24 protein-coding genes, 1 other RNA gene and 1 pseudogene are annotated in these 24,402 nt (G+C 67.1%); 10 read left to right on the forward strand and 16 right to left on the reverse strand.

All coding sequences use genetic code 11. The features are described from left to right. Positions 1–802 precede the first annotated feature (802 nt). The 6 genes from QF027_RS41440 to QF027_RS41465 form a co-directional block, all read right to left on the reverse strand. Complete coding sequence (locus tag QF027_RS41440; RefSeq protein WP_307080582.1) at positions 803–1,726, reverse strand: alpha/beta fold hydrolase; 924 nt, start codon at positions 1,724–1,726, stop codon at positions 803–805. Positions 1,727–1,761: 35 nt separating this feature from the next. Next, positions 1,762–2,385: a GNAT family N-acetyltransferase gene (locus tag QF027_RS41445; protein ID WP_307080583.1), complete on the reverse strand. Its 624-nt coding sequence runs from the start codon at positions 2,383–2,385 to the stop codon at positions 1,762–1,764. A 245-nt stretch (positions 2,386–2,630) separates the two neighbouring features. Beyond that, positions 2,631–3,263 (reverse strand): GNAT family N-acetyltransferase, encoded by a 633-nt coding sequence (locus tag QF027_RS41450; RefSeq protein ID WP_307080584.1) that lies wholly within the window; start codon positions 3,261–3,263, stop codon positions 2,631–2,633. A 58-nt stretch (positions 3,264–3,321) separates the two neighbouring features. After that, positions 3,322–3,885 carry a hypothetical protein gene (locus tag QF027_RS41455; RefSeq protein ID WP_307080585.1) on the reverse strand — a complete coding sequence of 188 codons (564 nt, stop codon included), beginning with the start codon at positions 3,883–3,885 and terminating at the stop codon, positions 3,322–3,324. 336 nt (positions 3,886–4,221) lie between these two features. Further along, the gene (locus QF027_RS41460; RefSeq protein ID WP_307080586.1) at positions 4,222–4,590 is read right to left on the reverse strand and encodes an SH3 domain-containing protein; all 369 of its coding nucleotides are present in this window, start codon (positions 4,588–4,590) and stop codon (positions 4,222–4,224) included. Between the two features lie 586 nt (positions 4,591–5,176). Further along, positions 5,177–5,521: an SH3 domain-containing protein gene (locus tag QF027_RS41465; protein ID WP_307080587.1), complete on the reverse strand. Its 345-nt coding sequence runs from the start codon at positions 5,519–5,521 to the stop codon at positions 5,177–5,179. Positions 5,522–5,794: 273 nt separating this feature from the next. Here QF027_RS41465 and QF027_RS41470 point away from each other — a divergent pair, with 273 nt between their 5' ends. Then, complete coding sequence (locus tag QF027_RS41470) at positions 5,795–6,076, forward strand: hypothetical protein (RefSeq protein ID WP_307080588.1); 282 nt, start codon at positions 5,795–5,797, stop codon at positions 6,074–6,076. Positions 6,077–6,269: 193 nt separating this feature from the next. Here the strand turns inward: QF027_RS41470 and QF027_RS41475 are convergent, their stop codons facing one another. Genes QF027_RS41475 through QF027_RS41485 form a run of 3 tightly spaced genes read right to left on the reverse strand, consistent with a single transcriptional unit; the run spans position 6,270 to position 8,069 of the window. Next, positions 6,270–7,124: an ATP-dependent DNA ligase gene (locus QF027_RS41475; RefSeq protein ID WP_307080589.1), complete on the reverse strand. Its 855-nt coding sequence runs from the start codon at positions 7,122–7,124 to the stop codon at positions 6,270–6,272. Between the two features lie 59 nt (positions 7,125–7,183). Next, complete coding sequence (locus QF027_RS41480; RefSeq protein WP_307080590.1) at positions 7,184–7,543, reverse strand: DUF6233 domain-containing protein; 360 nt, start codon at positions 7,541–7,543, stop codon at positions 7,184–7,186. A 10-nt stretch (positions 7,544–7,553) separates the two neighbouring features. After that, entirely contained in the window at positions 7,554–8,069 is a 516-nt protein-coding gene (locus QF027_RS41485; RefSeq protein WP_307080591.1) for a hypothetical protein, read from the reverse strand. A gap of 240 nt (positions 8,070–8,309) precedes the next feature. On the opposite strand from QF027_RS41485, the gene rnpB reads away from it, so the two are divergent. After that, positions 8,310–8,704, forward strand: an RNA gene (gene rnpB / locus QF027_RS41490) — RNase P RNA component class A. Positions 8,705–8,760: 56 nt separating this feature from the next. Here rnpB and QF027_RS41495 read toward each other — a convergent pair. The 5 genes from QF027_RS41495 to QF027_RS41515 form a co-directional block, all read right to left on the reverse strand. Then, positions 8,761–9,303, reverse strand: coding sequence for a hypothetical protein (locus tag QF027_RS41495; RefSeq protein WP_307080592.1), 543 nt, complete (start codon positions 9,301–9,303; stop codon positions 8,761–8,763). Between the two features lie 21 nt (positions 9,304–9,324). Continuing rightward, positions 9,325–9,579, reverse strand: coding sequence for a hypothetical protein (locus QF027_RS41500; protein ID WP_307080593.1), 255 nt, complete (start codon positions 9,577–9,579; stop codon positions 9,325–9,327). 168 nt (positions 9,580–9,747) lie between these two features. Beyond that, positions 9,748–10,587 carry an IclR family transcriptional regulator gene (locus tag QF027_RS41505; RefSeq protein WP_307080594.1) on the reverse strand — a complete coding sequence of 280 codons (840 nt, stop codon included), beginning with the start codon at positions 10,585–10,587 and terminating at the stop codon, positions 9,748–9,750. A gap of 143 nt (positions 10,588–10,730) precedes the next feature. Continuing rightward, a complete protein-coding gene (locus QF027_RS41510) occupies positions 10,731–11,681 on the reverse strand; it encodes a quinone oxidoreductase family protein (RefSeq protein ID WP_307080595.1) in 951 nt (316 codons plus the stop codon). Between the two features lie 917 nt (positions 11,682–12,598). Beyond that, complete coding sequence (locus tag QF027_RS41515) at positions 12,599–13,357, reverse strand: hypothetical protein (RefSeq protein WP_187827151.1); 759 nt, start codon at positions 13,355–13,357, stop codon at positions 12,599–12,601. Positions 13,358–13,957: 600 nt separating this feature from the next. Between QF027_RS41515 and QF027_RS41520 the strand changes: the two genes are divergently transcribed. From QF027_RS41520 to QF027_RS41555, 8 genes and pseudogenes are all read left to right on the forward strand, one after another. Then, entirely contained in the window at positions 13,958–14,269 is a 312-nt protein-coding gene (locus QF027_RS41520; protein ID WP_187827160.1) for a hypothetical protein, read from the forward strand. 700 nt (positions 14,270–14,969) lie between these two features. Next, positions 14,970–16,217 carry an MFS transporter gene (locus tag QF027_RS41525; protein ID WP_373432469.1) on the forward strand — a complete coding sequence of 416 codons (1,248 nt, stop codon included), beginning with the start codon at positions 14,970–14,972 and terminating at the stop codon, positions 16,215–16,217. A 211-nt stretch (positions 16,218–16,428) separates the two neighbouring features. After that, positions 16,429–16,842: a hypothetical protein gene (locus QF027_RS41530; protein WP_307080597.1), complete on the forward strand. Its 414-nt coding sequence runs from the start codon at positions 16,429–16,431 to the stop codon at positions 16,840–16,842. An 80-nt stretch (positions 16,843–16,922) separates the two neighbouring features. Beyond that, positions 16,923–18,104 (forward strand): MFS transporter, encoded by a 1,182-nt coding sequence (locus tag QF027_RS41535; protein ID WP_307080598.1) that lies wholly within the window; start codon positions 16,923–16,925, stop codon positions 18,102–18,104. After that, positions 18,101–19,048 (forward strand): annotated as a pseudogene (gene egtD / locus QF027_RS41540) (L-histidine N(alpha)-methyltransferase); the annotation flags it as partial. The gene QF027_RS41535 and the pseudogene egtD, both read left to right, overlap by 4 nt. Before the next feature lie 143 nt (positions 19,049–19,191). Next, a complete protein-coding gene (locus QF027_RS41545) occupies positions 19,192–20,496 on the forward strand; it encodes an ATP-grasp domain-containing protein (RefSeq protein WP_307080599.1) in 1,305 nt (434 codons plus the stop codon). Positions 20,497–20,539: 43 nt separating this feature from the next. Further along, entirely contained in the window at positions 20,540–21,820 is a 1,281-nt protein-coding gene (locus QF027_RS41550; RefSeq protein ID WP_307080600.1) for a hypothetical protein, read from the forward strand. 63 nt (positions 21,821–21,883) lie between these two features. Then, the gene (locus QF027_RS41555) at positions 21,884–22,561 is read left to right on the forward strand and encodes an HAD family hydrolase (protein WP_307080601.1); all 678 of its coding nucleotides are present in this window, start codon (positions 21,884–21,886) and stop codon (positions 22,559–22,561) included. 941 nt (positions 22,562–23,502) lie between these two features. Here the strand turns inward: QF027_RS41555 and QF027_RS41560 are convergent. Together QF027_RS41560 and QF027_RS41565 are read right to left on the reverse strand one after the other, a co-directional pair. Further along, positions 23,503–23,709, reverse strand: coding sequence for a hypothetical protein (locus QF027_RS41560; RefSeq protein ID WP_307080602.1), 207 nt, complete (start codon positions 23,707–23,709; stop codon positions 23,503–23,505). A 229-nt stretch (positions 23,710–23,938) separates the two neighbouring features. Continuing rightward, entirely contained in the window at positions 23,939–24,196 is a 258-nt protein-coding gene (locus tag QF027_RS41565) for a hypothetical protein (protein ID WP_187827993.1), read from the reverse strand. Positions 24,197–24,402 lie beyond the last annotated feature (206 nt).

Consider the following 24,402-nt stretch of genomic DNA (forward strand, 5'->3'; position numbering starts at 1 on the left):
GTACTTCCGCCGTCGTGGTGGCCTTATCGCCTGACGGCCACCGGCAATTTCCTCTCGGCGGGTACGGGCACTCCGGTGCTGTGCGACGCAGCGACATCTTCAGCGGGCCTGTGCGCGGATAGGGCGGGGAGCCCCACCTTCACCACCTGCTCAGGCGCCAGGCCCAGCTCCCCCTGGAACAAGTATCCGTAGCAGGGCCTTCCGTCGAAGGGATGCCGGGCGATCACACGCCCCTTCGGGACACCATCAAGCCGGACCTCGTAGACAGCCCCGGTTGTTCGTGGACACGGCTTCCCAGCCCTCGTTACGCGGCTCGCCCTCGTCCCACACGGAACGCCAGCCCGAACACGAATCGGCGTCCTCGGAGATCCTGATGAAGCCCATCGCCTGCCCTCCGTCGACCGTGCCGTCATCGTAGTTCGTCGGGTTGACCGACGAGCCCCGGTTCAGCCAGGGATGCCGGGAGGAAGCCGGGCCTCGGGTTGATCCTGAGGCTCCGATCCGCAGTGATCGAGAAGACCAAGGATTGAGGAATCAGCTCGCTGCAGGCCGGGACCGATCGTCCACCGTCACCACTCTGTCGGTGAGCGCCGAGGGCCCGGGCCCGCCCCCTACCTACGCCCCATATCCGGAGTCGGCGCGCGTCCCCGCGGTCCGGACTCGGCGGGGCGGCCGGACCCCTGACCGCGGTCTCCGCGCCGGCGACGTGGCTCCGTCGGCTCGGAGACGAACCGGAGCGTCATCACCGTGTCGGGCCCCAGCCGGATGGACAACGGAGCGGCAGGTGGTTGACGGTCTCGACTCATCTGCGTTCACCTCGATAGAGGGTCTGTCCCGTGCTCATCCCCTCGGCCTCGCCGAGGGCCGACTCGGCCATCCGGATCAGAACCTGGGTGACCACGGCGTGCCCGACCCTGTCGGAGGGCAGTCTGTGCCCGGCGCCCGACACGGGCTCGTGGAGGCGCGCGTTCGGCAGTTGCTGGGCGAGTTCACGCGTCTGGGACAGAGGTATCCAGTCATCGGATTCACCCGTGATGATCTCGACCCGGTCACCGAGGTCCTCAAGAGCGTGGAGTCGCTCTGCCGTGGTGTAGGAGCGCAGCGACTTCCACAACCGTGCGATCGGTTCCGTGTGCGTACGACGGATTGCCTGCCGGCTGGGAGGCGGGACGTCGTCACGGTACTGCGCATCGCGGCGAAGTGCCCACGGATGACGGCTCGGGAGTCGACGGCGTACGACATCGGCGGCCGGGGGCAGCCAGCAGACGGGATACGAGTAACTCGCACGGGCAGCTGCCTTGGCCCAGTGGAGCGGGTGATTGCCCGGTAGCAGCTGAGCCTTGCTGCATGCTGTCGAGATCAGCGCTACCCGTGGAAGGCGGCTCTTGATGAGCAGCGGCTGACGGACGGCCATGGCGAGCGTTGCCATCCCGCCCATGCTGTGTCCGGCAAGGACGACCGGACCGTGAGGGGCCGTAGTGCTGATGACGGTGGCGAGGTCGGCGCCGAGGCGGTCGATGGTGGGGGCGGTTTCACCGCCTGTGGAGTGGCCGTGGGCCCGCTGGTCGTAGCGGACCACCCGGAGGCCGCGAGCGGACAACGCGCGGGCCTGAATTCTCCACGCGTCCGCGGTCACCATGAACCCATGGCTGAGGATCACCGTCACGTCGGTTCGCAGGGGACCATCGGTGTACACCGTCAGCCGGGCCCCGTCGTCGGTCACCACGGTAGACCGCTCCGTGCGGGACAACGTAGCCGCCCTCACAGCTCGATCCGGAGCTCGATCTCGTCGGCGACGTCCAGGCCGGAGTTCGGCAGCAAGCCGAGCATCGCCATGTTGCGCACATACGAGGTCTGGGGCAGGACCGGGCCGCCGAGGTGCTCGACGATAAGCAGCATCCGCCAGTTCGTCCACAGCGAGGTAACTGCGAGGGACTTGAATCCGGTGTCGCGGGCGAGGTCGGCAGCAAGATCGGCCAGTCGCGTACCGAGCCCACGCGACTGGTAGGCATCCGGAGAGCGGTCGGCGACCAGCATCGCCACGTCGCACACCTCCGGTGCGTTGGAGCGCTCGACCATCGACGCCATGGCCACGACGCGATCAGACTGGTCTGGGGTGACGAGGAGCACCCGACTGCGCGGGCTGTCCGCCATGCGCCGCCACTCGGCGGCGGAGAATCCGGGACGGCGGGCTCCGTACCGTCCGACGAGGCTCGCGGCGCTGCAGCGGGCATGCAGGTCCTCGACGAGCGGGTAGTCCTCGACGACCGCCGCGCGGGTGTACGCGACCGAGCCGTCGTCCAGGATGAAGGGCGTGTCGTGTCTGACATCAGTGAGGAGCGGGGGCACTGAGGAGATCTCCAATTCAGCGTCGGATGTCTTCATGCGGCTGGTCAGGAACAGCCGGCGGTGTTGCGCGATGTCAGCCCCCGAGATGACCGGTAGCGCTCCGAACCCGGTCTGTCCTGCGGAATCCTCCGAGCCGGTACGCCACGACCTCGCCGGCTGCTGCCCCGGTGATGACGGAAGACGATGGCCCGTGCGTGAGGCCGACGATCTCGATGCCGACCGGCCCGGTGGATCCCGGCACGACGAGAAGCAGGAGTCTGGAGGATGGCCTTGCGCATGGCCTACTCCTCCACGCGGATCAGCGCGTCGACGGTCGGCCCGCTCGTGGGCTCCACTTCGGCGTTCAGCCCCCGCAGGATGGACAGCATCCGTTGGTTGCCGCGTCCCGTCATGGCTGTGATGGCCCGGCAGTCGAGGGTGTAGGTGCGGGCGAGGTTCACCATGTAGCCCGTGAGAACCGTGCCCAGCCCTTGTCCCTGCCAGGAGTCCTCGACGAGGATGCCGAGTTCTCGGACATGGGGGGCCGAGGTGCGCAGCAGGTGGGTGACGGCGATGACGCGGGACCGGTCATGAACCGGGGTGGTGATCAAGGTCGTGCCGTTCGCCCGGTCGCAGAGGTGCCACCACTCGCGGGTCGTCACAGCCTGCCGAGCTGCGTTGTAGCGGGCATAGCACGAATCCAGCGAGCACCTGGCATGCATCTCGTTGACCTGGTCGAGGTCTTCGATACACGCCATCCGGGTCAGCGTCACCCGATTCGCGCGCGTGGTCATCTGCAGCGGCGGGGGATCGAGCAGCAGCGAGGAAACTGGCAGCTGCGGCACGGCGGACGCGGGCTCTAGTGCATCCTGGGTCAACGGTGAGCGGTTGTCGCTCTGACCAGTGACTTCCGAGCCAGTGCCGTTCTTCGTCATCCGGTCTTCCTCCTGGCCCGGTGCCGTTTCCCTCGTGACTTGCTTCGTGGACGTCCGGTCAGCTCTTCACGGGCCATTCCAGGGGCTCCTTGTAGTAGCCCTGCGTGAGCTCCACCGCGCTAGCCCGCTGACCCTCCGGGATGAGGAAGGTGGTGCAGATCCGCTCCGACCGCCCCGCCGCGAGCTTCTTGTCGCTGTCGAAAGCTGGGCAGTTGGGCCATTTCGCCTGGCCAAGGAGCACGATGAGGGCACGCGTGCGCTGGCCACTGCTGGTCTTGATGGCCAGGTCGTCGTCCATGTCACCAACGCGCATGGCCTTGCCGCCCTCGTGGGTGAGCGTGGACCAGACGAACACAGGGACCTGCGGTCCCTCCTTCGCGTCCCTCTCCAGCCCAGAGTTGTCCACGTCGGCTGCGCTGCCGGTCACCACCTTGGTAGGCGTGACCCTGTAGGTGGCGCCGGCAGAGTCCTGCACGGTGCTCTCCTGCACCGGACTGGCCTGGCCGAGACGGAACGTCGTCTGCTCCTGTGCCGTGCTGGAGGCGGAATTCGGGCGCCCTGCTGCCGAATCGTCGTCGCTGCATCCGGTCAGCACCACGGCCAGGGCCAAAGCACCGATCACCGTCGGAACAGCACGAGTCCACCTACGCATGTCTTCCTCGCTTCTCCTATTGCGGGCTGGCCGGCGGCGCTCCTGGCACGAGACCCGGCCTTCTCTTGGCAGCGCTGATCTCGACATGGGCAGGACTGCGACGACCTACGGCGAAGAGCCGCCACACCTTCGCCTGGTCCTCCGTGGTTCCGTACACGTATGTCGTGGGCTCGTCCCTGACCAACTGACTCGTCGGCGTCCCAGTCCGTCGCGTGTGCTTCGTCTCGCATTGCTGCCGGTTTCTCGCTGCGGCTGCACAGGCCGTCGCCGCGCAGCCGCAAGCGCCCCGGACAGCGGGATGGCGGGTCAGTCCAACTGCATCGGTGTGTTGATGTAGATGCGAGCCACCCAGCCCGTCTCGCCCTTGTGCACGCCGGACTTGACCTTCACGTATCCCCAGCTCTTGCCGCTGCCGGTCGAGCCCTTGTTGCAGTCCCAGTAGACCCGCGTGTTCTTGGCGAGCTGACCGGTCGCGGTGTACTTGGTCCCCGGCCCGGTGCGGAACCGCACGGTGGTGGAGACGGTGGTGTTGAGCTTCACCGACTCGGTACAGGCGCTGCGGCCGACCTTGGAAGGGGCGGCCGAGGCGGTGGTCGCCGTCGCCGCCACACCGGCCGTCACCGATATGGCCAGCACGGCCGAGGCGGCCAGACGCGCAGGAGTGCGGAGCGTCATGAGAGTCCTCTCGTCAGATGAGTTACTTGGGCTTTGCCGGATCGGGAGGCGTACGGAATGCGGCCCGGTCCAGGCGTAGGGATGAGGTGCCGCACCGATCGGGTGGTGTGGCACGGTGCCTGACTGACCGTCAGGCAAACTTGATGCGCTGGCGCGCTCGAACTCCCGCATGCAAGGCCGGAATTTCGTGGCCCGAGTAGCAGCTTTCAGGTCCGTGCTGCCTCGGTCGTTCGGTCCCGCGAAAGCCGCCCGGATGTAGATTCCGGATGGACTTGTCGCGCTACGGGCACTCGTGTCGGTCGGGATGACCTCACGGCACGCGCCTACATTTCGCGCGGACTCCGCGGACTCCGCGGGTGCCGGGGACCAGTTCTGACCAGTGGTTTTCCGGCTGGTCCCGTTCTGTGTCGTCGGGCCGTTGTCTGGCCCCGTGTCGGATTCCTCGGGACGAGAGCTCGATGCGCCGGAGCAGGGGGCGTTTCACCTGCGGTTTCCCGGTGCGTGTGGGGTCTGATACCGCACCGACATCGGAACCGGGAGTCCGACGCGACAGACGTGACCCACAGCATCGGTTCCCTTGAGTCGCTCAGCCGGCCAGTTGGTAGAGCATGTCGCTGCGGATCCAGCCAGAGGTCCCCTTGGCCAAGCCCCCCTTCGAGCGCTTGGTCAACTTGCTGTAGTACCAGTTGCTCTTGCCGCAGTAGATACGCAGGCGGTCGCCGTCGTAGAGCCGTCCCTTCGCCGTGTAGCCGGTACTCGGGCCGGTCCTGTAGTTGACTCCGTCCCCATCCACCACCCCCGTGAAGTCGGTCACGTTGTATGTGCACTTGGGAGAGCTGGCAGCGGACGCGGTCGGCGCCAGTGCTATCGCACCCCCCGCGAGGAGAGCGGTGGACAGGGTCATGGCGGCGGTTCGGCGGAACGCGGTCATGAACGAGGACTCCCTCTTTGATGCGTACGACCTCAGGCCGCGCAAGGCGACCTCATCAACAGGCGTTTATGTTAAGTCGCCACTCGTCTCTGAAAACAGCGTTCCTGCATCTTGGGTCTATCAACATGTGTGCATGACGTGGGCCGGTGAGGGTTCTCCCCAGCGGGCCGGCTGAAGGGCGCCGCAGTTGGCGTCTCGGGAGACGGGCGTAGCCGTTGGGGTGCAGGTCGGTCAACCAAGCGTTGAGACATCGGAAGGCCCGATACTGGGTCTGTGACCGGACAGCAGAAGTTGATGACCACCGACGGGATCCGCGAGTTCGTCAACGCCGCTCTCGCAGATCCCGCCGTCGACCTCGCAATCCCCCTTGCGATGTCGCTTCCGCTTCGCGAGGGATTGGGCGCGACAGTCCTCACCACGCTGTCCCGTGGCGACTATCACCCGAGCGTCGGAGACGTACCGGGGAGCCTCACCTACCGTGACGGCGACGAGATCAAGGTCGCCAAGCTCTCCACGGAGGCCGAACTCCTCCTATCTGCCTACCTGGACCGATGACTGCGGTAAAGGACCTCGTCCTCACTCGCGCGAGCGACCTGGCCGAAGTCGGAGACAGTGAGGATCAGGCACTTGGTCACCCCTTTGCAGCCAAGGAAGTTGCTAAGCCAACACCCCTGGCCGTCATGAGCGTGCGTGCATGGCAGGGCTGGTGAAGTCCGTTGCTGGCTGATACGGCTCTGGCAGCGTGCCCTCAGCGGAGTCGCGTCACTGTGACTACCGCGTGTCTCGACGTCCCAGCCAGGACCTCGACGACGAGGTCCGGCGATGCCGCCATGTACGCCTCGCCTGTGTCCGTACGGCCACGCCCGGAAGCCGGCGAAATGGCGAGGTGCCCAGCGATCTGCGCGGCCAGCGGCGCGCCGAGCGCCTGGGAGAGCGCCGTACGCCCGTCCGGCAGACGGACCGCTACCGTGCGCGGGCGTGCCGCCGGCCCCGTGTAGCCGATCACCTCCGCATCGACCGTCTCGAAATGCCGCACCTTCTTCCACGAGGAGGAGCGCCCCGGACGGTACGGCGACGTCGAGAGCTTTGCGACGACACCCTCAACACCCGTGCCCTGGAGGGAGTCGGACCAGACCTCGGCCACCTCCGCATCGTCCGTCGCCGACACTGCCTGAATCCGTGACGGCGACGGAAGACCCGCCAGCACATCGAGCATGGCCCCGCGCCGGTACTCGTACGGCCGACTCCGTACATCCCCCGTCGGCAGTGCGAGCACATCCCACACGATGTACAGGGCCGGATGATCTTCCGACAGGCGCCGCGCCCGCGACGGCGACGACAAAGCGCGGGACTGCGCAGCCTCGAACGAGATCCTGCCGTCCACCACGATGACCGCCTCGCCGTCCAGGACGACGCCCGGCGGCAGCTCCATCCCAGCGACAGCAATGTCCATCCATGACGCGGTCACGTCCCGCCCGGAACGAGCCTGAAGCCGCACCGTGCCCGTCTCCCGCCACAGCACCGTGCGGTGCCCATCGAGCTTGACCTCGTACCACCAGTTCGGCCCGACCGGCAGCCGGGGAACCAGCTCAGCGAGCGCCACCTGTACGGGGAACTTCACACAATCAGCCTCCGACCTCCGCGGCTGCACCGCCTGCCGACCTAGCCAGGGATCACCCGCAGCTCCGTGTCCGGGTTGCAGTGAGGGCATGCCAACTCCACGTCCGCGTACAGCGCCCGCTTCGCCTGCTCCTGCGAGATCGCCTTGACCCGGACGCCCTGCGCCATGTGGCAGCCGCCCCGATGGATACGCGTCGGCGGACTCCCCGCGCCGATGCCCCGTTCCACCAGCCACTCAGGCGGCGGCGGGCGCTGCGCCTCGCCCGTGCGCCGCTCCGCCTCCCTGCGCTCCTCTGCGGCGATCCACGCATCCAGCTGCGCGAGGCTCGCCCGTGCCTGCTGCACGACCACGCGACGCGCGAAGTGCAGGAGCTCTAGTCGGGTCGGAAGGGCTTCGTTCACGTGTTCGAGTCTAGATTGGTTTTGGCTGGTCAGCGTCAGGGGATCTGATCGCTTGCGCGTCCCACCGGTACATCCGCTTGTACGTCACCATGGTCTGCCAGTCCGGCTCCCAGAACAGCACCTCGACTGTCACTACGGCCCGGTCCTCGGTCGGGCCGTGGTAGCGGCACAGCAACTGGCCGCGGTGCCAGCGGCCTCCGGCGCGCACCTCCACGTCGCGGTGTGGCTGGAAGGTGGTCCAGTCGCCGGTGAAGCAGTCGGACATCTCCCCGACGCCGATACGGTGTGCGTCCCCCTCGTCCTGCTCCGTCTCGGCCGTCGCGGACGCCCCCCTGTGCCATTCGTTGATGAGGCGCATGCCGTCGGGATCCCAGTAGACCCACGCCATTCGGATGCCGGGGCGGCGCGTGTTCACGATGGTCAGCAGTGCGCGGTGGCCGGGCAGGTCCAGAACCTCAAGGATCTCCGTCCGCTCCCGCTGGCCGTCCCACAGCAGCTCAAGCCACAGCCCTGTACGGCTCGTCACCGTCTCCCGCCACCCCGGCACCTCCTCCGGGATCGGCGCGGCAGCCTCTATCGCCTCACGCTACTCGCTCGTGTGTTCGAACATAGCGCGACTCGGTCTGTCCTGCGACCCCGCACGTCCGGTCTTGAGAGGGCAGGGTTTCGGCAACGCGACCCGGCTTACCTGACCACAGTTCATGAGGTTGGCACCGAATGGCGCGGGCCAGCGGTTCAGTCCTCTACAAATGGTCAGCGCGGCAGACGAGCCGAGTGGACGGTCGCGTTGGGACCAATGCGTCCCGCCGAGGAACGTCCGGACTCCACAGGGCAGGGTGGTGGCTAACGGCCACCCGGGGTGACCCGCGGTGCCACAGAAAACAGACCGCCGGGGATTTCGGTCCCCGGTAAGGGTGAAACGGTGGTGTAAGAGACCACCAGTGCCCAGGGTGACCTGGGCAGCTAGGTAAACCCCACCCGGAGCAAGGTCAAGAGGGAGCACCCAGGTGCTCCTGCGCGGACGTTCGAGGGCTGCTCGCCCGAGTCCGCGGGTAGACCGCATGAGGCTGGCGGCAACGTCGGCCCTAGATGGATGGCCGTCTCCCCGGCCGCCGTGAGGCGACCGGGTGACAGAATCCGGCGTACAGCTCGACTCGTCTGCCGCTTCACGCCGGGCACTCGCCAGCGGGCAGAAGGCGCGACCGGGGGGACGATCACTAGCGTTGGCGCTGCGGGCGCGCCGGGTTCTGATGAGGCTGTTGCCTCTGGTCTTCCTGGGCGGCTCGCCTCCTGCGTTCCCCAGCGGGCTGCTCGCGACGCTGAGGAGACCGGCGTGCTGGCTGGACTGAGCGCTCTCCGGCTACCGCAGGTTGAGCGAGCCTGGAGACGGCTCGCTCGTACGCTTCGGCCTGGTAGCGGGGCCCTACCGCGAGCACCTGCAGGCGTGGCCGCCGGTCGCGATCCCTGGGGTCGGGCACAGGATCGAGGAAGCGGTAGACGATGCGATAGCGGGGCGCGGCCTGGTTGAGCCGTCGGCCTACGTCATTCTCCTGCTCGTCGAAGTACAGCTTCCAGCAGTCCCTCAGTTCCGTCGGCCAGGAGTCGGGCATGCGTTCCAAACGTTCACCCTTGGCTTCACCGCTGGTCAGCTGCGCAATGCGGATGACGGCCAGCTTCCGCAATTGCGAGCTCTTCAGCTTCAGGATGTCGGCGCCAACCTCGGTCAGGTGATCTCCCCGATAGGGGTCGGACGCCACCACGAGTTCTCCGTCCTACCGTCGTCAGTCCTCGTGCGCCGACGCTCCGCCGGCCCGGAGGAGGTCATCGGCGTCCTCGGGCTGCGCCTCGGCGACGAGACGGGCCAGGGCTTCCGTGGTCAGCCCCTCTCCAGGGGCCGGAGCATCGGCCAGCCGGTTCGCTGCGAGATCGCCGAGGTCGAGATCCTCGGCTCGCTCCAATCCCCGGCACAGGGCGACGAACAGGTCGTAGGGCAGGACGACAGCCTCCGGCTCGCCGCCCTCCTGCTCTCCGACCAACAGAGGGAGGGCTCCCTCGCCCCCTTGGCGGAACCCTGCCAGTACCGTCCGGAGGGTGGCCGCAACCCGAGCGACGGAGTGAACTTCCTGATGTCCGCTCATGCGTTCCACCCTAGCGATGAGCTTTGCCGGTCGGCGCATCGATTTCTGGTGCAGTCCGCTCAGCTGTCACGACCTGAGCATCATGGCCATGGGCTCCGACAGATGGCTCAGTTTGTTGCTGAGTTTGGAGGCGGCTGTTTTCGTGGCCTCGATCACCGTGCCGGGTGCCTCAGGCATGACCGTCGCGGGCTTGAGCAAGAGGACAGCCCCCATGATCGCTTCACCCCACACGATGGGCGCCGCGCACGAGTTCCACAGGGGCATGCACTCTTCGTAGCCGAGGGCGTAGCCGCGGTCGCGGACGTCTGCGAGCGAGGCGAGGAGCTCATCGTCGTCGCGGTAGACGCCCGGACCGGCTTCGGCCGGAATCGGTTCGGCCAGAACCAGTTCCTGGATGGCATCAGGGAGGTAGGCGAGGATGGTCCGGCCGCTGGCTCCGGTACGGAGCGAGCGTGTGATGGACAGGATGTCGAGGGCGGTCATACCGAGTTCCACCAGGTCCGAATCGCCCACGGCCATGTCTATGCACTGTCGCTGGGCGCCCCCGAAAGGTGCCAGCATGTATTGGAAGACCAGGCCGCCGTCGGTCGCCTCGCGCAGCTCCTCCAGGCTCGCGTGCGTGCTTTCGTCCTTGGCCGGTGCGTGGGCGAGCGCGTGCATGCCGAGGTGCGCCGCAGTGGCACCGAGTCGGTACTTGCCATGGCCAATGCGTTCGAAAAAGCCGCCATAGACGCCGGACTGCAGGATGCGGGAGGTCGTGGAGTCGTCCAGGCCAGCCGCCTTGGCTATCTCGCCTGTGCCGTGCACCTCGCCTCCGAGCTGAGCGAAGGCTTTCTGGACGCGCATGAATCTGTCGACGAGGCGTGATCCCGTCTCAGAGGTGTTCGAGATTTCGTTGCCGGTCATGCAGCCGCTACCTCCCGTCGGGTGGGCCGCGCTCGCCGCCGGAGTGCGGCCCACCGAGTCCCTCACATGGACGCCTAGTTGAACGACGTCTCACGTCGCACTCGTGTTCCAGACGGATGGCAATTTGAGGAAAACTTGAGGTTCTAACTACCCTGAACGGTATCCAGGCAGAGCTTTCCGGTGTGCGTGCGAGAGGCCAGAGCAGCGTGGGCAGCACCTGCCTCGCTCAACGGGTAGACCTGGCCGAGGACCGGGCGCAGCGAGCCGTCCCGCACGGCGTCGAAAAGCGCGTTCATGCTGGTGGGCAGTGCGCTCCGGTCGCTGTACAGCGACGGCAGCCAGAATCCGATGACGCCGATTGAGCGCTCCATCAGCACCTTGGTCGACACGTCCGTCGTCTGGCCCGACGCGTATCCGTACACAGCCAGCCGGCCGCGCGGGGCGAGGGCGGCGACGATGGAGTGGAAGGTAGGTCCGCCGGTCATCTCTAGCGCGACCTGGACCGGGCCGCCCGCAGCCTCCTTGATCTCCTCGGTGAGGTTCTCGCTGGTGGAGTCGACGACTGCGTCCGCACCGAGGTCTTCAGCGAGTTGGCGCTTTTCCTTGGTGCTCGCCAACGCGATCACCTTCGCGCCGATGCCCTTGGCCAACTGGACGGCAATGGAGCCCAAGCCGCCCGCAGCGGCCGGAATCACCACGGTCTGGCCCTTCTGCACATCGGCGACGGTGTGCAGAAGGTGGTAGGCCGAGTTGCCCTGCAGGCACAGGGCGACTGCCTGCTCATCGCTCACGTGGTCGGGTACTTCCCACGAAGTGCGGCGGTGGACGTGGGCCTGCTCGGCGTAGCCACCGCCCTGGGTGAGCCCGACGAAGCGCTTGCCTTCTGCCGTGCGGCCGACCACCTCGTTGCCCGGAATGTAGGGCAGCGTCACGGGGGCCAGGTAGTCGTCTCCCCGCACATGCATATCGGCGAAGTTCACCCCTGCACGGCTCACCTGCAAGAGGTGATGGGCGCCTCGTGGCTCAAGGTCGGGGACCTCGACCACCTGTAGCACCTCCGGACCACCGAACTGCTCCATCCTGATGGCGCGCACACTTCTCCCTGTGGGCTGGATCTTGGTATGTCTGCCTTTCCAGGTTATGCGATGGAGTTGACTCTTCCGTAAAGCATTTGCAAACCCCTCCGTTTCTCACGTGATGAGAAGGGGAACCGGTTTCTCACCACATGAGATGCGTTTGAGAGGCTCGTTTCTCACCACGTGAGAAAGATAGGTGCTGTACGCGACTCTCTGTGTTTCCTCGTTGACGAAGGCATATTCGCAAGGGTAGGAATCAAAGCGCGGGGAGGGCGATCGTCCGCATCGACCGGGACACCGCGCGCCGGATGGCTCGACGCTGCCGCGCCTGGGATCCTGTACCAGGGGGGCGGCCGGGCTTTCTGGACCGAGCAAAGTGTCACCCCGTATCGAACGGGAGAAGAGCGCGTGTACTTATCGGGGAATGAGCCGCAGTCGCGCAATGCACAGAAGGAAAGAATAGACCGCGGGGGCGATAGCGATGACGGAGCCGGGCGGGAACCGGCGGGAAAATCGAAACGGAGTGCTGGATAGGGGGCCGCGAGGCGCGGAATCCCTGAATCCGCAAGAATTCGCGGATCCTGCCGAAAATGGTGAGATCCGGCATAACCGGAAACGGGGACAGGTCCTCGCCGGCCGCGGCGAGGAGAGCGAGCGGGATGCTCCGAGCGGGATATGGCTCGCTACTGGGGACGGAACCGTGCTTTTTCATCCCGTCTCCGCAGGTTCGGATGATCTCCAGGGCTGGTCAGTGCTAGAGGCTGGCTCAGTGGAAGAAGCGGACGAGATGACACTCGATGCAGCGAGCCGGTTGATGCCCCTACTTCCGCGTGAACTGATCGCGGAATACCTCCGGTTGGGTCCGTACCGCGATGGCGGCGACGCCGCTTAGGGTCAGGAGTGTGGGGGCCGTCCCTTCGGGGACGGCCCAACTCCTATGCCTTGCCGCTTTCCAGGCGCCCAAGCTGCGCGATCATGGACAGGACGGCGTCCCTGCTCGACGGCAGCAATTCGTGGCACTGTCGCGCGATCTTCAATACGCCCTCGTCCTGGAGGGCTTGGAAGGCGTCGGGCTGGCCAAGGGCCCAGGTGGCCGAAGTGATCTGCTCGTCAGTGAGCCCAGTCGCTGCTTCGAGTAGGCCAATCGTGCGGGGGAGAGCATCAAGTAGTGAGGGCTTACTGGCGAGGCTGCCGAGGGCTTCACGCTGCTCAGCCGTCAAGCGGGTCACCTGTAGGGCGATGTCCCGGACATCTGTGTCACGCAGAATGTCGAGCGTTTGCAGCCGCCCGAGGAGGTCCGTGACCGCCTCCGGGCCGGCGTCGCCCTCCATGTTCTGCAGCCGGATCTGCTTGACGCCCAGACGCCGCAGCTGCTCCAGGAGGGCCAGCTGCGCTTGCGCGTCGTCCTCGAAAGCCACCTCGTCATCGACGAAGTAGGAGACGCGACGGCCGAAGAACTCCGAGAAGGCTTTGAGGTGCTTCAGGGTCACGTTGGTCCCCGGCTTGCCGGTTCCCAGCTCCCAGAGGTAGGCGCCCGAGACTGCAACGCCGGTCGCGTCGGCGATCTGCTTTGCCAGCGCGTCCCAGGATGGCGGCCTCCCGCCTTCAGGCGCGCGTGCTTCACGGAGCCGTGACAGTTTCTCCGCGAGCGTGCGCGGCGGCTCGTTGGCGCCGTCACCGCCGGTTTCGGGCATCGTCGGCCCCTCCCCCTCTCCTGTGTGGCTTGATCATTATGCGGAAGATACGCGAACCCTGTCGCCATCCACGCACGTGAATATCACTTCGCGGGCAGGTCGCGTCAAGCGCTCTCGCGTTGCAGCTCTGAGCCCGCAGATAGGTCTAGTCCACCGATGTGGATCGTGCTTCCTGTGACCCTCTCACAGGATGAGAAGCCGCAGGCTGCCCTTACCTCTTTCTCTACAGGTGTTTAGGTGAATCTAGCACATATCGGACTAGTGGGAGGGCCTGCTCTGACCTCCGACCGGCGGCGCACCCCGGCGGCGCTCGCGATGGAGTGCTCTACAGTCCCGCTCGCTATCCCTCTGATCCTCTCCATATGTTTATGAAAGGGGGTCGACCCGTCGAGGATCGACAGCTATGGTCGAGGCCTGTCATCTACAGGTGTTTATGGATGTGGAGGGCGGTGGCGCTCTCATGCCCGCCGACTGCCATTCGGGAGGGGCGCGGACGCGCTCCGATGACCCCGCATCCAGGAATGCCGCCCGAGCATCTGTGAGGGGACCACCTTGATCGTCCTGAACCGCCGCAGGATTGCGGCAGGAGCACTCGGCCTCATGATCGCCGGTGGAGGCCTGGCCGCTGCGCCGGCGGCGCAGGCGTACGACACCGGGACCATGAAGGTGTCGTGTAGTGCCGTGAAGTTCCACAAGAGCCCGAGCAAGGGCAGCACGGTGGTCGGCATCGGCTACAAGGGCGACAAGGTCCGGGTCGACCAGTTCGCCTACAAGGTCAAGGAGAAGACCTGGTACTCCCGTGGGACCGTGACACGCCGATCGGACGGCAAGCGCGTGCGCGGGTACGCAATCTACTACTGCGTCAACCCCTACGAGGTCTCCCCGCCCCCGGCGTACCCGAAGCGCCCGTAAGTCACCTGCGGCGCACTCACTGAGACCGGGCCGGCTCTGCCGCGTTCTGACTCGCAGGCCAGACCAGTCGAGGACCCACCCCCCGTACGGTCCTCGGCTCCCCAAGGGGCGCCACCGCAGGCTGCGGTGGCGCCCCTCCGCCGTCCAGCCCCCGCATCTCGACCGCGCATCGCAGTGCACGGCACCCGTGATGCGGCCGCCGGGCCCGTGACACGGCAGAGACCGGTAACAGCCGCCGAGAAGCTTCGCCTCCACTTCGTACGGAGACATCCGTGGACATCCTTCGACACCGGCGTACCACTCGCTTGAAGGCCTTCGCGCGCCTCCGGCAGCGGCGGCCCCAGCTCTTCCGCGAACCACCTGGCACGCCCCTGCAGGCCCTGTTCGACCGCCGAGAACGAGAGCCGTCGGTTAATGGCGCGGTGCGATCCGTGACGTTCGACCGCACCGCACTCCTCTGCTGTGACCGCCCTGGGCCAGCAGTCCGGACTCCTGGCAGTCGGCTGCCTGTACGTGACCTGGCTCAAGCCGAACACCGAGTCGGGCCCCGGGACTCCAACCCAACGCCCCTGGCATCAACAGGCGTTCAGCCCCACGCAAGGACTGATCGCGACGACGGGAGCTGACCGGACCACTCATTCCGGTTCCCACCCCCGTGCCGTGAGGCGCCGCAGCAGCCCCTCGGCTAACTGGAGTCCCTGTGCCCGCGATCACCTCATCCGCCCAGACACCGATCAAGTCATCCCCGTCCCTAGCGCCGAAACGGTGGCCTCCGGTCATCTGGGCGCTGCTCATCGGGACATTCGCCGTGCGCGCCGCGGGATTCGTCTACCCGTACTTGCCCTACCGCCTGGATGACCTGCATCTGGACACTGCGATTGCGAGCACGGTCCTGGCGCTATGGGGCGTCGGCTGGTTCACCGGCCAACTGCTGTGCGGCTGGCTGGCCGACCGGATCGGCCGCCGGGCCACCCTCACGAGCGCAATGACGCTCGCCGCGGTGAGCTTCCCGCTCCTCGCCGAGGCACGCACCCCGATGGCCCTCGGCATTGCCGCTGCCCTTTCCGGCCTTGTCTACGACGCGCCCCGCCCGATCGTGTCTGCCCTTGTCGCCGACACCATCCCGGACGAACCGGGTCGTGCCCGCATCACCGGCTGGAGGCACTTCGCCGTCAACCTGGGCGCCGCCACCACCGGGCTTGTGGGCGGAGCCCTCGCAGGGCCGATCGGCATCCCGGCGCTGTTCTGGTGCAACGCACTCGTGTGCGCCGCATTCGCCATCGTCGTACTTCGTGTCATCCCACCGGCCACCCCGGCACAGGCACTCAGGCCGAAAGGGCATCAGGAAGCATTTACGGACCCCCTCCTGTGGCTCCTGTGGCTGGCGAGCCTTCTGACGCTGATCCCAGTCGCTGCCCTGTTCTCCGTGCTCCCGATGATGATGGCCCAGGACGGCCTGCCGCCCACGGCCTACGGATGGACCCAGGTCGCCAGCGCCGCCGCCGTGATCGGACTGTCGCCGCTTCTCAATCCCTGGCTCGTGCGGCGCGCCAGGCGCCCCGACCCCATGGTGGGGCTACTCGGCACGAGCGGGCTGAGCCTCGGTGCAGGGATGGGCTCCGCAGGACTTGCGTCCTCGACCATCGGATACAGCACAGCCGCGGCGCTGGCTGTACCAGGCGAGATCATCGCTTTCGTCGCCGCCACCGATGTCCTCAACAGGATCGCGCCGCCGTCGAGCCGAGGCGTCTACGCGGGCATCTGGGGCACCACGCTCGCGGCCGCGGTTCTGTGCGCCCCCGCACTCGGCGGATGGGCCCTCGCCCACGGCGGCCACCACCTCGTCGCCGTGACGACCCTCATGTCCGGACTCCTCGGGGCAGCACTCTGCCTGCCGTTGGCCGCGCTCCTGCACCGCCCGTCACGCACACCACGGACTTACGCGTGAAGGGCCGCGCCGTCGCGGCCTGCAACACCACCCCGCGGCTCGTCACGAGCCGCGGGCCGATCGCCTGTGCTCCCTCAGCTGCCCCGGAATCGCCGCCTACTCGCCGACCACGTGCAGACCGGCAAGGCGGATCGCCCTCCACACACCGTCACATCCCACCGCTGCAGAAGGAGTACGACGCACGATGCGACACACACCTGGTGGACTCGCGATGAGGACGCCGCGTCAGACGATGCTGAACGGGACACACAGGCAGACGAGGCTTCGGTTCACGGCCCTACCTCCCGACGACAACTGGGCCCGCGAGCGCGACGCCAGATTCGCGCAGTTCGTTGCCCGGCGCCTCGCCGAAGTCGAGGCCACAGGTTGCCTTGCCGAGAGGAAACTCGCGGCGGGAATGCTCGACCTCTACACCGAGTGGAATCAAAAGCGAGATCTCGCCGCGGCCACCAACGAAGACCTCTTCAACGGGCAGGTCGGCGCCATGGGCTGGGCCCTGCGATGCCTTGCCCACAGCGCCTGGTGGAACACCCCCGGATGGGAGCAGTCCTTCCACCCCGCGGCCACTGCGCCGGATTCGCCGCCAGCTATCACCGGCGGACAGGTCCAGGCACGGCAGCCGTGACGGTACTGGAACGCGGGCGAACGCCCGCCAGCAGATCACTCCCCACGGTCCGGTACCGCGACGTCCTGCAGGTGCCCCACGTGGCGCGGCTGCTTGTCGGCACGCTCATCGGGCGCCTGCCGACCGGCATGGCCCCGCTGGCGATTCTCCTCAGCGCCGATCACGGAGCCGGATTCGGAACGTCCGCCGGCCTACTTGCCGCGGTGTACCTGGTGGCCAACGCCATCGGAGGCCCCTGCTATGCCCGCCTGGTCGACCAGTACGGCCAGAGGCGAACGCTCACCGCTGGCGCCGCCCTGAGCGGTACGGCCTTCCTCGCCCTGGCCACCGAGCCTACGGAGGCCTGGTGGGCGATGGCCGCTGTGGTGGTCGCGGGAGTAACACGGCCGCCGCTGGACCCAGCACTCAGAACGTTGTGGGGTGCCGGGGGGATGATGCCGTCGCCTGCCCATCAGCGGGTGGCGCTGGCCCTGGACTCCGCGACTGAGGAGCTCATTTACGTCGTCGGACCACTGCTGGTGGCCACCATCGCCACGGCGACGTCGGCTTCCGGCGCCCTCGTGGCGACCGCTGCCGTCGGCGCCATCGGCACCGCCCTGTTCGTCTGCACGCCAGCCTCCCGCGCCGTCGGCGCCAACTCCGCTGCCCGCCAACCCGATTGGCTCGGGCCGATTCGGTCGCAGAGCCTGCGGGTGCTGTACGCGGCGATGGCGTGTGTCGGAGTCACCATCGGTGCCCTCACCCCCTTGGCCGTGCAGTCGGCTGATCAGTTCGATGCCCCGCAACTGTCCGGAGGCCTGCCTGCGACCCTCTCGATCGGGGCTGTCCTGGGCGGGCTTGCCTACGGGGCCCGAGCCTGGCGCGGAAGCGCAGGCAGGCACCTGATCGTCCTGTCAGCCGGATTCGCCGTCGGCTGGCTCCCCATGATCGTCGCAGAAAGCCCCGCAACGACGCTGTACTCCGCAGCGATCCCCGGCTTGGCCATGGCCCCCCTGCTCGGCGCGGCCTTCGTCATGACCAGCACGTTCGCACCGGCTGGACACGCCACGGAAGCCCACGCCCTTCTGGTCGCCGCCCTGGACATCGGGTGCGCCATCGGCACAGCTGCCGCAGGCATCACGCAAACACAGCTCCTCCTCCCCGCCGGAGCAGCTGCCGGCGCGCTCATTCTCGGCACTGCCCGAAGGCGCCTCCACCCGACGTTCCTGCACTCGCTACCGCCCACGCCTGACCCCGAACGCGCCAAGGAGCCCACTCTGTGAGCCCATTCCTGATCACCCGCACCCTGCCCGAGGAAGCCACGGATGCGGCCCTGCGCGCCGACGTTTTGCGCGGCTTTACCCGCACCCCGAAGACGCTGCCGCCGAAGTGGTTCTACGACAAACACGGCAGCGAGCTGTTTGAGAAGATCACCGAGCTGCCTGAGTACTACCCCGCACGTGCCGAGCGCGAATTGCTGATCGCCAGATCCGCCGACATCGCCGCGGCGACCGGCGCGCGCACCCTGATCGAGCTGGGTTCCGGCTCGTCCGAGAAGACGCGGCACCTGCTGGACGCCATGCCCGACCTCGACACGTATGTGCCGGTGGACGTCAGCGAGAGCGCGCTCACCCAGGCGGGACACGCGCTGGTTGGGCAGCGGCCCGGTCTGAACGTCCACGCACTGATCGCCGACTTCACAGCGGGCTTGGTCCAGCCAGGCACGCCCGGGCCAAGGCTCGTGGCGTTTCTGGGCGGCACGATCGGCAACCTTCTGCCATCCGAGCGCGCCACGTTGCTGGCGTCCATACGCTCCTTGCTCTCGCCCAACGACTCACTCCTGCTCGGCACCGACCTGGTCAAGGACGAGCGGGTGCTGCTCGCCGCGTACGACGATGCGGCCGGCGTGACGGCGGCGTTCAACAAGAACGTACTCGGCGTCGTGAACCGTGCGCTTGGCGCCGACTTCGATCTCGATGCTTTCGATCACGTGGCCCGGTGGGACGCGGCCAACGAGTGGATCGAGATGCGGCTGCGGTCCCGCACAGTCCAGACCGTCAAGATTCCCGCCCTCGACCTGGCGGTCGACTTCGCGGTCGGCGAGGAGATACGGACGGAGGTGTCGGCCAAGTTCCGCGAACAGGGAGTGCGGCGCGAACTGGCCTTGTCGGGGCTGGGACTCACGCGGTGGTGGACCGCCGGCCGGCTGTACGGCCTCGCACTCGCTCGACCTACTGCTCCATCGGCTGGGCTCGGGTCGTACGCGTCGCGTTGGCCTTCCGCCAGTGGGGGTTCGTCATGAGGTTGCGGACGACTGCGCACACCGCACAGAGCAGCCCCCGGTTCCTCGATGTGAAAGGCCGCACCGCAATGAAGGCAAGCGCAACCGATGCGCAGTCGTCCGGCAAGCAAGACCTCTCTGCCCGCCCGATCTTGCTGCTGGGTGCCGGAGCACCCGAATTCCGTGAGTACGTACTGCGCCAGATCGCCCGCGTCCGACCTGTGGTGCTCGTCGACCAGGCCCCACCCAATTGGGCCCGCCCATATCTGGCCGCCCAGGCGGCCGTCGACCTGCGCGACCATGAGGCCGCGGAGGCCTTCCTCAAGACTGCCGCGGTCCAGCTCGGTGTGGTCGGCGTGACCACCTACATGGAGCACTTCGTCGAACTCACGGCGCGGCTCACACACCAACTCGGACTGCCGGGCAACTCCCCATCAGCGGCTACTGCCTGCCGTGACAAGGCCACCACGAGGCGCCTTCTGGCAGCGCACGGGGTCCCCTCTGCGAGCTCGTTCCTTGCGGAGGACGCCGACCAGGGGGTGGAGATCGCCCGCCGACTGGGCTACCCCGTCGTCGTCAAGCCGCGAGGCCGGGCTGGAAGCGCGGGAGTCCTGCGGGCCGACAGCGACGAGGACGTACGCGCGGCCTTCCACCGTGCTCTGGTGGACAGCGTCCTGGGCCTGGAGGCCTGGTCCGTGCCCGGCGCCCTGGTCGAGGAATACCTGCGCGGTCCCGAGATCAGTGTGGAGACCGTGGTCCTCGGCCCGGAGCAGCTGCAGATCGTGGCCATCACCCGCAAGACCCTGGGCCCCGAACCGCAGTTCCAGGAGATCGCACACAGCGTCGACGCAGCGGACCCACTGCTCACCGACCCCGTCCTCGCCGACATCGTGACCGGAGCAGTGCAGGCTCTCGGGCTCACCCGGGGCGTCTTGCACATCGAGCTGCGGATAACCACCGACGGTCCCCGGGTGATCGAGGTCAACGGCCGACCCGCAGGAGACCTCATCCCGCTCCTCGTCGAACGGGCTACCGGCGTCAACCTGCCCCAGGCACTGGCAACCCTTGCCGCAGGCGACATACCCGACCTGACCCCGACCCGCTCGGAAGCCGCCGCGATCGGCTTCCTGTACCCCGGCCAATCCGGCTACGTCGCACAGCTCGACCTACACGGAGCCATACAAGATCAGCTGTGGCTTGAACGGCTCGTCTGGACGCGCGACGTCGGCACTCAGGTGACCGCGCCACCGCGCGCCAGCATCGACGACCGCATCGCGCACTGGATCGTCACCGGCTCCACGGCCGCGGACTGCGCGAAACGACTCGACCTGGTCGCCGACCACCTCTCCGTCCGTATCTCCCGCCCCGCCCACATCACGAGCTGCACACGGTGATCTCTACCACCGCCCCGCATCGATCTGCCCTGGAGGCTGCCCGATGACCATCGCCCGCGCTGCAGTCGCGGCTCCTGCCCCCTATACGGCTGGGACGACGGCCGTCGCGGTCATCGCTCCGCAAGCCGGCTCCGGCTACGCTGACGTGCTGGCGCGGCGGGGACGCGACGCCGTCGCGGTCATCCTGGGCTTTGACGCACGGCCTCCTGCATACAGCGGTGTTGCGCCCGACGAGGGATACTCCGACGTCATCGAGTACGCCGGAGACCTGCGTCGCACCGTCAAGAAGCTGCGGACGGTCGGAGTCGATGCCGTGGTGGCCGCAAGCCCGGTAGGCGTTGAGCTGGCCGAGCGGATCGCCTGGCAACTCCGACTCCCCGGCAGCGGCATCCCTGGATCGACCCAGCTCCGAACGGACCGCGGTGTTCAGGCAGAAGCCCTGTCCCAGGCAGGGATTACCGCGCCCCGCGCCTTGCGCACCGCCAGCGTCGCCGAGGCTCTTTCTTGGACCGACTGCCATCAGGCGTCTGCCTACCAGCTGGCCTCCGCCGCGATCGGTGTGCCTGGGCGGCCGGTTATCTGCTCTACGAAGCAGCAGATCACAGCTGTCTGGCCGCAGCTACAGGAGTCTGCCTACCGCCACAGCGGGGACGCCTCCCTCGTCCTGCGAGAGCTAGTGGAGGGGCGGCACTACGTGGTCGACAGCGTCACGCGGCTCGGCCCAGACGGTCCTCAGCACGCTGTTACCGGCATCTGGGCACACCTTCACGCTCCAACGGGACTGCTCGCCCGAACCGACCTACTCCACCGGCACGATCTCCTGGCCCGTCGGCTGTCCCTGTATGTGTGCAGTGCTCTGGACGCCCTCGGCGTGGCATCGGGGCCGATGTCATGCCACGTCGCGTTCGATCCTGAGCGCGGCCCGGTCCTGCTGTCCGCCAGCGTCGTCACCAACCGATCGCGTGCCGATGAGGCCGTGTGGGAGATATCGGGGCTCGACCCGATCGACGCAACGTTGGACGGAGCCCTCTCCACCTACCGAAGCGGTAGATACGTCCCTCGCTACCGCGTGGCTCGTATCTACGTGAACGTTCCGCAGGGAGGTGTACCTGGGCCGGGGCTGCTGCAGACCTTTGCCGCACTGCCCACCACGGCGTGTGTAGACGTGGACCCGAGCTCGTTCATCTCCAGGAGTGCGCCGACCCTGCCCGGCGGGGAGGCCTGCGAGATCGTCCTTGCGCATGCGAGGTCCGGGGCGATCGAGAAGGACTACCACTGTATCCAGGCCGTCATGGCGGATCTTCACAAAATCCGGCATCGGTGAATGTCTCAAACTTCAACAACAGAGCCTTACCCTTCACCTGATCAAGAGAGGAAGGCACGTCCCGTGCCACGGAACTTCAACCGGCCACACCTCGTGTGGGGATGGAGAGGCACGCTCGCCGACGACGTCCAGCGTCAGGTCGGCGCAGTGAACGCAGCCCTGGCTTCGCTGGGCACAGAGCCGGTCGATCTCGACACTATCCGGCGCCATTTCGCCACATCGGCCCCCGCCCTGTGTGCCGCGATACTCGGTCGCGCTCTGACCGATCGGGAGCGAACGCAGGCGAACATGGCGTTCGAGACCTTCCACTCCCGACGACCGCCAGCCCAGCTCGTGCCTGGCACCGAGGACCTCCTTGCGAGGCTGATCCGCAGCGGTTGCAGCCATTCCGTGCTGTCGCTGAGCGCCCACAATGGGCTGACCCGTCACATCGCCGACATGGGCATCGCCTCCCTGTTCCTGCGCGTCGACGGACGTACGGGACCCTCCGCCAGGAGTAAGCGACAGCCTCTCGCGAAGCACGTGGCGATGCTGCAACGGACCATCGGGAACCGCCCGATCGTTCTCATCGGTGATGCTGTTGATGATGTCCGGGCTGCTCTGGCCAACCAGGTTCACCCCGTGCCCTACGCCGGCGGCCTGACGCACCCAGACATTCTCCGCCGCAGCGGCGTACCCGTTGCAGATTCCCTTGCGCAGGCAGCGGCGTTTGCCGTGGCTCACGCTCACAGCCTGAACTGACTCATCTTGGGTTCCACTGATCCCTGAGCAAGCCTCAACAGACGTCGGTCACGAGACAACGAACCTGTTGTCCGCCCGTCACCACGGGGCGCGGTCGGGTGCCGGGCTGGCCAGGTGTGGTGGGATGCCGTGGAGATCGGCCCCCAATCCCTCCCACGAAGAGAGAGATGGAGGGCCGTCGGACGGAGCGTCGGGCAGGACGGTCAGTGTTTCTCCGCGACGTAGGGGCGGAGAGGGAAAGGGCGGCCGACCTTGCCCGCAGTTCGGTGCGGTCTCCACTGATCGGCAGCCGGGAGAAACGGCGCCCGCAGTACTTCACCAGAGGGTGAGGGGGTGGCCTGCCTCCTCTGCAGCCCGGATGAGTTGCTCGATCCTCTCGGGCGACTGTCCCGCTTCGAGCCCGGCACGAATCGCCTGAGCGATGGCACGTGTCCGCCCAGCCGCCCCACGCGTATCTGCAAGAGGGCCGTGGGGATTGCGCCTTCGCAGCGACCACTCCGCACGGTTCTCCGCTGGCGTTCCGAGCCGAAGATGGGCCGGATTGGTACAGCCATGGAAGTCGCAGGTGTGGCACACGACAGGGTCCTCGGCAGCGGTCCAGCCAGTGCGGTCTATTACTCCGTTGGCGAGTTGGTAGGCGAACAGATGAGCCGGCACGGTTCCACGACGGGACGGTCCAGGAAGGCTCGCGGCATGAAAGGAACCGTGGCCGGTAGAGCTGACGGCGTGGCACCACGGCCAGCATTGATCCGCCGACCTGACGTAACGCTTGACTTCGAACCGTGCGACAACGTCCTCGTCGTTTAACCAGGCACGCCAAAGTTCCGCAGGGAGCCGAATCGGCATCGGCTCCCCAAGAAGCGAGAGTTGTTTAGCACCCGTGTTCACGGGCTGGCACTGAGGAGCGACGCGCTCCAACAGGAGTTGCTCGTCCGCTCCGCTCACGACGGGTCCACCCTGGTGGGCTTGAGGGCAGGCGGGTAGCCCTTGGCACGAAGAAAGGCGTCGAGGGCTAGCGCGACGATGTCGCCGTGCTGGACACCGTGGTCCGCGTGATAACGGCGGATACGCCGCTGCAGTTGGAGATCGTCGGGGACGGCGTAGTTGATTTGCCCGCGAGTGGTATGACGACCGTTAATGATCTCCAAGGTGTCAGGATGAGGGACCAAGGGGTCCTCAGCCAGGTCGGATTGCGCTTCGAGGGCGTCAGCCACGGCGCGCAGTTGACGGGCATGGTGCGAGAGATCAGGCACTGGGCGCTCCGGTCGGTCCACTAGGCGACTAGCTAGCCGCCTAGTGGACTAGTGGAATAGTCGGTAGGACGGGTGGCCGCGAACGAGAGAAGCGTTCGCGGCTACCCCAGGGGATGGATGCGCGTTAGAACCCGCGGGCGGTGAGCCACTCGTCCAGTGCGACCGAGACGATGTCGCCCATGGGCAGGTGATCGAGTTCGTTGTCCAGAGCGAACCGCTTGATCCGCTTCTTTAGCTTCAGCGCGGCGGGGACCGACGAGTCGAGGCTTTCCCGCGCGATGATGCGCTGGTTGAGAACGACAGCAGTCTCGGGAATGTCCTTGGGGCGGCCGGGGCCCTGAGCCCACGGTGTTCCCTCGCTCGGCGCTGCCTCCGATCGCACGTCCTGTTCCCGGTGGGCCCCTGGAGCATCGGTCCTCACCGGGAACGCCGTACCAGCCGCGGCCGGAGGAACTGCCGAGCGAACTGCCACCTCGGCGGCCGGGGCCATGCCAGGAACCGCGGACGTGACGTGAGACGGCCCGTGCTGTGCAACGGGTTCGGCTGGGTGAGTGGGCTGAACTGCAGGGGCTGCGGGCTCGACAGCCG

It is taken from the genome of Streptomyces canus, from assembly GCF_030816965.1.
Lineage (GTDB): Bacteria > Actinomycetota > Actinomycetes > Streptomycetales > Streptomycetaceae > Streptomyces > Streptomyces canus_E.

Coding starts and splice junctions, on each gene's coding strand:
- QF027_RS41465 (WP_307080587.1), bottom strand. CDS start 5,521: ATGACCGCGTTCCGCCGAACCGCCGCCATGACCCTGTCCACCGCTCTC.
- QF027_RS41505 (WP_307080594.1), bottom strand. CDS start 10,587: ATGACCGGCAACGAAATCTCGAACACCTCTGAGACGGGATCACGCCTC.
- QF027_RS41515 (WP_187827151.1), bottom strand. CDS start 13,357: ATGCCCGAAACCGGCGGTGACGGCGCCAACGAGCCGCCGCGCACGCTC.
- QF027_RS41450 (WP_307080584.1), bottom strand. CDS start 3,263: ATGACGAAGAACGGCACTGGCTCGGAAGTCACTGGTCAGAGCGACAAC.
- QF027_RS41550 (WP_307080600.1), top strand. CDS start 20,540: ATGACCATCGCCCGCGCTGCAGTCGCGGCTCCTGCCCCCTATACGGCT.
- QF027_RS41530 (WP_307080597.1), top strand. CDS start 16,429: ATGAGGACGCCGCGTCAGACGATGCTGAACGGGACACACAGGCAGACG.
- QF027_RS41545 (WP_307080599.1), top strand. CDS start 19,192: ATGAAGGCAAGCGCAACCGATGCGCAGTCGTCCGGCAAGCAAGACCTC.
- QF027_RS41520 (WP_187827160.1), top strand. CDS start 13,958: ATGATCGCCGGTGGAGGCCTGGCCGCTGCGCCGGCGGCGCAGGCGTAC.
- QF027_RS41445 (WP_307080583.1), bottom strand. CDS start 2,385: ATGAAGACATCCGACGCTGAATTGGAGATCTCCTCAGTGCCCCCGCTC.
- QF027_RS41460 (WP_307080586.1), bottom strand. CDS start 4,590: ATGACGCTCCGCACTCCTGCGCGTCTGGCCGCCTCGGCCGTGCTGGCC.